We start from the raw sequence: 7,381 nt of genomic DNA on the forward strand, positions 1-7,381 counted from the left end.
CCCCCCCCCCCCCCCCCCCCCACACCCCCCCCCCCCCCCCCCCCCCCCCCCCCCCCCCCCCCCCCCCCCCCCCCCCCCCTCCCAAAACTTTTTTTGTCGTGGTTCGTCGGCAGCGTCAGATGTGTATAAGAGACAGAACGAAGGGCGTTCGGAAATGGTTCTAAACTTGGGTTTGTGGATGGAATTATGGGTTGTTTAACGGACTATTTTTTGATGATGGTAATCCTACTGGCCTGATAGGTATCGAACGAGGGCTGGTAAAAAATATAGCCCAGCCTCACCAAGTCCTGCATACATTTATGATAGGTGGTCTTGGATTGCAGTTTGGAAAAGTTCATCAGATTTTTTCTGGTAACCCTAAACTCATTGTGCGGATTTTCATCTGGGCTGTAGTAGAATATCGCCATAAAAAGCGCAAGGTGAGAGGGAAGCAATTGCTGGTCTTGTGCAGCCTTTACCAAGAAATCATCAATCGGAAATGCGGCTTTCATTGTGCACCTCCTTTCTTGTCCGATGTGTTGGCTTCCAATACTTTGATGATGTCCTCGTATTTGTAATAGAACATCTTGCCGACTTTGGTATATCGCAGTATACCTGTAATGCGCAGATTCTGCAAAGTGCCGGGAGATATTTTCAGTAGTTTTTTGACCTCGCCGCTTTTCAGCCATTCGTTGTATTTCTGCTCAACCGTTCCAATGCCAATTTTTCCGAGCATGGAAAAAAGTTCGGTCTTAAATTCCTGAAGGTCTTCTTTAGTGATTAAATCTAATGTTGCCATAGCTTCAAATTTTATGAAGCCAAAAGTATTAGAGTGTTGGACGCTTAATCCGCTACAAGTACGGTAGGTACGGGATTTATTAGATTACCTCATTAGCATAATGCTGTATAGTTTTTAGATTTTTATGGTCAACCATATTGATGCCATTTATGCGGATACATCATTGCTTAGTGTTGCTGTTATTGCAAAGGTATTTCTGGCAATGTGGAAGGTCAGCGTTTTAGGTTTTTAGTGTCCTTGTAAAAGCTATTTGTTTTTTTTATTTCCCGAATTCTGTCTTCAATATGTTTCAATTCCTCTTCACTATCCTGATCGCTTCTTAATGCGAAAGCCATTACTTCAGGGGTGCGCTCTTCATATTCGCTAATGATCCGCTCGCAGACAGGTTCGCTCACTGCATCGGCCATATTCATAGCTTTGGCATTCTTTGCAGCGATATACATCCTGTGCAGTAATCGGTATTTTTTTTCCATAACGGCATATTCGTAGAAACTCTCGAATAATCCCGGGAGTTCGAGCATGTTTACCAAAAGTGCCTGTGTGATAGGTTCAACGATCCCGATATTTGTTTTCACCACTTCGCCAACACGTCCCAATTCCATAGTTTCCAGTCCTTCGTGGAAAAAAGTCCTGTCCGCCTTCCTGATAATGAACGCTTCTTCAGCCAGCTTTTCGATCAGCTCCAAACGCAGGCTGTGCGGGTCGTCACCTTCGCCGACAATCCCGGTACATAAAAGCTGCGACAGTACCAGGTAAGGAAAGCCATTGCCCATAAATTTCGACTCCCCGCCTTCCTCGAGCTTGACCCGTACATTACCGACCTTTTGCACGTAGATTTCAAAATCCATTTCCGAAGTTGATATTTTCAGCGTGGGCTTATCATTGAATAGACGGTTAGCCAAGTCAGAAAAGAGGTCGAGCTCTCCTTCGTTACCCAGGTCGAGTATAAAGCGACAGGCCACCAATTCGCCATAAGGAAGAAATTCACAGAAGGAAATAAAGCTTTCATAGGCTACATCGAAATCCTCTTTGAGCCAATTCTGATACTTGTTCTTTAAACTGGATACCGCATAACCTGCGAGCAGTTCCGGTAATTTCGTAACTAAAACCCACTGGAAACCGGGTATGGACCTTCGTTCCAGGTAGCCTGCGCCGATCAGCCTGGTTATTTGCTTACGGTCCAGATGTTGCAACGCTACAGGTTCGGGAATGATCCCCAGATTGCAGGCCATCAGCTTCAGCCTGCTTCCTTTAACCTGGTCGATGCCCTCTATGAAGGCGTCAATGAGCTTGATAAAGTTCCCTACTGACTCATAGTCCAATTGGAATGTGCTTCTAAAAATCGAAAGAAATTCAACGCCGGGAACAGACTTTATCAGTCCGTAGTGTCCTTCTTTCCAATCCTTCATCGCATTGTTGACCAACAATCGCCAAATGCGGGGAAGCCTGTAGACATCTGAATAAACAGCGCCCCAGGCGAAGCTTAGGTTGTACTTGTCGGCCAAAATTTCATTGGCATCAAAAAATTCCTTTGTAGAGAACTTGTCCAGTTCTACCTCAAAAAAATTGTTGCCGATGATCGTATTCAGTACACGGTCACTATTTCTTTTGAGCAACCGGTAATTAGATTGGTCGGTACTGATAATGATCCGGTTCCCGTCCATCCGGAACAGATCCAGCAACTCGGAAATATCTGCCATCATTACTGGGTCGATGTCGTTACGTACGTGGTCAAATATAATTGTCAGCTTCTTTTCCGTCTCTTCGTTAAAGTGGAGCAATAGCCATTCCTTCAGTTTTAATTCATCTACCGGGAACCGCAGCAGTTTGTGTATGTGGTTAGCCAACTTGCGGAATATGGAATAGTGGAAGTCGATGCAGTTGATGTACAGCACGGCTTCTTTCGCTGCACTTTGATTCTGGTAGTACTGATATAGAAAGTTGGTTTTCCCCGAATAGGCATCTCCTGTCAGTACAACGAACTGGTTGTCTACAACGGCCTGATGTAAGGAACCCAAAGCTTCCCTCGGTACACAAAAGTTCTCTATGATGGGTTTGGAGACATCCGTTGAAACGCCGGTAAGCTCGTTGAACGTTTGTTCAGAAATGGTATTTAAAAGGTCATATAATACCCTTTGGTCGTTTTCGATCAGGGTAAGAATGGAATTTTTGTAGTCGTTTCTTGCCAGTTTTGCAGCCTGGTCAACACGGTTGAGCAAAAAATCCTTTTCAAGGGTTTGCTGCTCGATAGGTTCTTTTGAAAAAGTGTCGTATATCCTGAACGCTGAGCCATTGCTGATAACGGTTACCGGTGTGATCGGATCGGTCAGCCGGGCATACGATACCCCTTGGTCACGGTCGTCATCGGTGAGCTTTAGTCCCGGTCTTTTTAGTTCCAGCATGATCACCGGTTTATTGTCGATCCATAATAACAGGTCGTATATGCCGCTTTTGGCCCGCTCACGGGGTTCCTTGCCATCCACAAAAACATTGTGGTGCCCAAATTTGATTTTGAACGAACGTTGGCTGGTTACTTCGTGCTCTTGAAAGGTTGGGAGTATCGATCTTATTATGGCCGAATACTGTTGTTGGAATTCCTGTTCGTTCATGTTGTCGTTTTTTATGCACAAAGCGGGTGGCGTTTGCTGTTAAAGCCTGCTCGTCGCCAGCTTGAGGTCTGTTCTATTTGCTAAGCTCCTTTTTTAAGGAGACATTGCATTTTATCCGAAGTATTTTAGATACTACTCGGTCTTGTTGTGTTTTGATGGAGTGGAAACGGTTCATCAGAAAGTAACTGTAATCCTTTGCCCGAAACATCGCCTGTGCGATCTCTTTAGGTGTAGGATACCGATTGGAGTTGTCACTGTGTTTGATTGCATTGGAGGTGGCCAACAGAAAATCTACTTCTTTGAGTTCGTTCCTAAATAACTCGTCCAGATTTATCTTCAATTTTAATTCCTCATCAATAGACTTTTCTTCATCTGCTTCCCCAAAGTCGCTGGCATTTGGATAACGCTGAGTCCTTGATAGCATAGCCCTTTTTTCAGTTACCAGTTCCCGCCACATGGTTACCAGTTTACGGGCTTTATCAGGTTCGGTAAAGGGGTTGATGGCAATGCAGACAGTCCCCCAGCTTTTGAACATCAATCCATCCCCTTTATCAAACCCTTCAGCCTTTGACAGGAGCGTGACCTGATTGAGCAGGTCTGCCTTTTGCGCTATGTATTCTTTAAATGGAACCACATATCCCATGCCCATCTCATTGAGTAGATTCAGCTTGTTGGAAAATACCATGGAATAGGTTTGGGATCGGGATGAAGAAAAACGTCCATACCTGATCGGCAGACGTACACGCTGCTTTTGGGTTAGGAGCAAGTGTTGCTGCCATTTTTTGCGCTCGGTTTTTTTTTCGGTGTCCCATAGTAATGATCCAATAATGATCACCGCTCCTTTTAATTTAATGTCTTTGTCCAAATCCTTAATTATTTATTATACCATTCGTTTCAGTTGGGCAATCAGCAGTTGCCTGCGTGCATCCACAAAATCCCTAAAGTCGGCAAGATTCAGGCTAACATCCGGAATCAGCTGGTTGATCCGGTCGATGTTGTTAGTGGTTACCCATTCCCCGAGCGGTGTAGTCAGCTTGGACTGATTCAGCGTGCCGTTCAACAACTGTAAGTTGAGAATACTGTTCCAGTTTGTAGGATTGGTGTAGAATTGAAAATCTTCGTCATTACTGTAACTGGTCCGTTTGCTGTTGTAAAAAGAACTGGCAGGGTGCAGGTGATCCTTATGGTAATCCTGGTTGCCAAAGTTTAAATGGGAATAGATCAGTGAAAGGATCGGGAAGCACTCTGAGGCATCCTTCTGGGTGGTAAGCAGTCCCTCTATAAACTCATCTTCAAAAGATAGGTTCTTAGATGGGTTCCCTTTAAATTCTGATTTGATACGATCCAAAGGGAAGACAGGTGACTTGCCCGTATCCGCCAGCTCTGCTTTGATTACTTTGCGGATTCCTGCCAGTACGGTATCTGACTGGTTTCCGAACACACCTTTAAGGAGGGAAAGGCAGAGCCACTTCCTGATAAGCTGCTTATCTTCCAAGAACTTTATAGGGCTGTTGATGTCATTTTCTATGCCTCTGTGGTAAATGTAGTAGATGATCGGAATGGCAGCATTTTTCGCCCTAAGGCTATGGTTGTTGAAGCCAAGATTAGAGAGCAGTGTAAAGGTCTCTGTAATGCTTTTCTTTATCCTGTCCCAGTTTTGCTCAAATAGGATCACGTTGCTCTGGTCAAAGTTCCTTAGCTCGAATTTGATGTTGTCATTGAACAGCACCAGGCAGGTCTTCAATACAAAGTCCTTATTGACCAGGAAACCGGGATTGCCAATGGCGAATACCTTGCTGACAACGTCGGGGATCTCTTTTCTTGCATCGGCCTTCCAGTGGGCGGTGGTAATGGACATTAACAGGTCGGAAAAGCTCAACGGCTCGCCGCCGCTGTTCGTACGGATAAATATGTCCAGTACCGTATCAATCTCCTGTGTCGTTTCCAGGTAGTAATTGATCAGCGGATCATCGAAAATCACTTTCCTAAGCTGCCTGATGGTGCTTTTGGTAAACTGCTTCGACAGCCATCCCTTCTCTTCAATGAAGTTGTCCAAATCGTCCGCTTTTTCGAATCTCAGGATATCGTTTATTTTGAACCAGACATTTTCCGGTGTTGATTTTCGCTCGTATTCCGCTTTGGTCAAAAACTGGAAGTCATAGACCATTTGGCGCTCGTTTTCTTCCGGCAAAGGCGAAGATATATTCAGGTACAAGTGCCTTGTCGGCATATTTTCCTCTGTATCGTATAGCCATTTCCTGTGAAGTTTGTACGCGTAAGATCCTTTCAGGCCTATATAAATGCTTGTCAGGCGCTGTTGGCCGTCAATAACTGCAAAAAACGGCTTATAGCCTTTCGTGTCGATATCGGGGTTGTCCTCTTTGAAGAATTGGCGATATTCTGTTAGAAATTGGTAGAACTTGAAGTCATTTTTGATCTTGTCTTCCTTGATTTCCCAGAACATGAAAGAATTGATCGGGTAGCCCCTCATGATGCTGTCGAACAGTACCTCGATCTGGTCACTGCTCCAGACGAACTTGCGCTGGATAGCAGGCAACAGATAGGTCCTGTCTACGATATGGTCTATCGCATTTTTTATCGTGATGGGTCTGGCAAATCCATTTGACATAATAGTGATTTTCTTTTAAAAGGTTTTGGTTTAAAGTGGGGCTGAAGGATCTTTTCCTGATTGCCTGACCAGTTCCTTGAAGCCGAGTATATCAATAAAGGCTACAATTCGCTGTTCGTATTTTGATTTTTTCGGATTCAAGAGCTTAATTATTTAAGATAATAAAAATACGGAAATATTTCTTTTGATACATATTGCTGCATTTATGTAAACGGAAACTCCCAATCTTTCAATTGTAATGCCGAAAATATTTGAATAACAACTTCTACTTTGAATGATGTGTATCAAAGTAGCTCTTCAAACATTTTTTGGTTACTCATTCTATAATGTATGATCTTAAAAGGATTCTTTTGATTTAGAAACAAAGTGAAATCCAAACAGTATTACAATTTTATTATATTGCAAAATTTTGAAGAAAATTAGATTAGGATATGATATTATTTAACGAAGACGATTTTCTCCCTCACCTTGATAAGTTTAAGTTGTCGATTAATCATGAAAACAGTTGGGCTTTTTTTGTTAGCCAGTATGAAAATGTTTTACGTTTACTGAATGGTACCGCAGTTGCTCATCAATACGAGCTCAATATCAAATCGTATCCATATCTTTTTACGCTTAGGCATTATTGTGAGTTAAAATTAAAATCGATTCTCCAGCAACGCAACATTGAAATCCCAAAATCGCATAATTTTGGAGATATCCTTCCTCTTTTAGATGATTTGCCTCAACATCTAACTAGTGCTATTAATAAGATCGACTTTGATGAAGATGGGAGTTGTTTTAGATATTTCCATGATAAGAACGGAGAGGTCGGTCCATTGTATGGTCAGAGAAAGGAATTTCTGGCTTTCTATGATGATGTTTTAGAAATACCAGCTGATAATATATACAATCTAAATCTTGAACTTAGTAAACCATTTCATCGAAGATTAGCATATGAATTTACTTTCCATTTCAATGAGGTTAGTTCGCCTGGCATATTCCGATCTAGTTATGATGATATGACCCGTTTTCTTTTGAAAGCTGTAATTGAAAATAAAGTTAGTACTAATGATATTTACTTGCCAATGCTTTATTTCATAAGGCACTCCATAGAGTTAGCCTTAAAAGAAAGTTTAATGGGTATGCTTCACGTTCAATCCGAAGCTTCACAGAAAAAAATAATTCGCATGATGACCCATGAGCATAAATTGCTGTCTCTTATACACATCTGACGCTGCCGACGAACCACGACATGTGGAGATGTGGGGGGGGGGGGGGGGGGGAGAAATGGGGGGGGGGGGGGGGGGGGGGGGGGGGGGGGGGGGGGGGGGGGGGGGGGGGGGGGGGGGGGGGGGGGGGGGGGGGGGGGGGGGGGGGGGGGGG

7 protein-coding genes are annotated in these 7,381 nt (G+C 43.6%); 2 read left to right on the forward strand and 5 right to left on the reverse strand.

Features of this window, described 5'->3' with window-relative positions; all coding sequences use genetic code 11:
• Positions 1–203 precede the first annotated feature (203 nt).
• The 5 genes from JHD69_RS18305 to JHD69_RS18325 form a co-directional block, all read right to left on the reverse strand.
• On the reverse strand, positions 204–491 hold the full coding sequence (locus JHD69_RS18305; RefSeq protein ID WP_199141791.1) for a hypothetical protein: 288 nt from the start codon (positions 489–491) through the stop codon (positions 204–206).
• Positions 488–778: a helix-turn-helix domain-containing protein gene (locus tag JHD69_RS18310; protein WP_199141792.1), complete on the reverse strand. Its 291-nt coding sequence runs from the start codon at positions 776–778 to the stop codon at positions 488–490. Before JHD69_RS18310 ends, JHD69_RS18305 begins: the two co-directional genes overlap by 4 nt.
• Positions 779–990: 212 nt before the next feature.
• A complete protein-coding gene (locus JHD69_RS18315; RefSeq protein WP_199141793.1) occupies positions 991–3,387 on the reverse strand; it encodes a type I restriction enzyme HsdR N-terminal domain-containing protein in 2,397 nt (798 codons plus the stop codon).
• A 73-nt stretch (positions 3,388–3,460) separates the two neighbouring features.
• Positions 3,461–4,252, reverse strand: coding sequence for a hypothetical protein (locus tag JHD69_RS18320; protein ID WP_199141794.1), 792 nt, complete (start codon positions 4,250–4,252; stop codon positions 3,461–3,463).
• 15 nt (positions 4,253–4,267) lie between these two features.
• Positions 4,268–6,016 carry a DUF262 domain-containing protein gene (locus tag JHD69_RS18325; RefSeq protein WP_199141795.1) on the reverse strand — a complete coding sequence of 583 codons (1,749 nt, stop codon included), beginning with the start codon at positions 6,014–6,016 and terminating at the stop codon, positions 4,268–4,270.
• Positions 6,017–6,447: 431 nt separating this feature from the next.
• Here JHD69_RS18325 and JHD69_RS18330 point away from each other — a divergent pair, with 431 nt between their 5' ends.
• Both JHD69_RS18330 and JHD69_RS18335 read left to right on the forward strand, forming a co-directional pair.
• Positions 6,448–7,230: a hypothetical protein gene (locus JHD69_RS18330; protein ID WP_199141796.1), complete on the forward strand. Its 783-nt coding sequence runs from the start codon at positions 6,448–6,450 to the stop codon at positions 7,228–7,230.
• A partial coding sequence (locus tag JHD69_RS18335; protein ID WP_199141797.1) for a hypothetical protein occupies positions 7,196–7,381 on the forward strand: 186 nt, incomplete at its 3' end. The genes JHD69_RS18330 and JHD69_RS18335, both read left to right, overlap by 35 nt.

Origin of the sequence: Pedobacter sp. ASV12 (genome assembly GCF_016429155.1) — a bacterium.
In the GTDB taxonomy this organism is placed as follows: domain Bacteria; phylum Bacteroidota; class Bacteroidia; order Sphingobacteriales; family Sphingobacteriaceae; genus Pedobacter.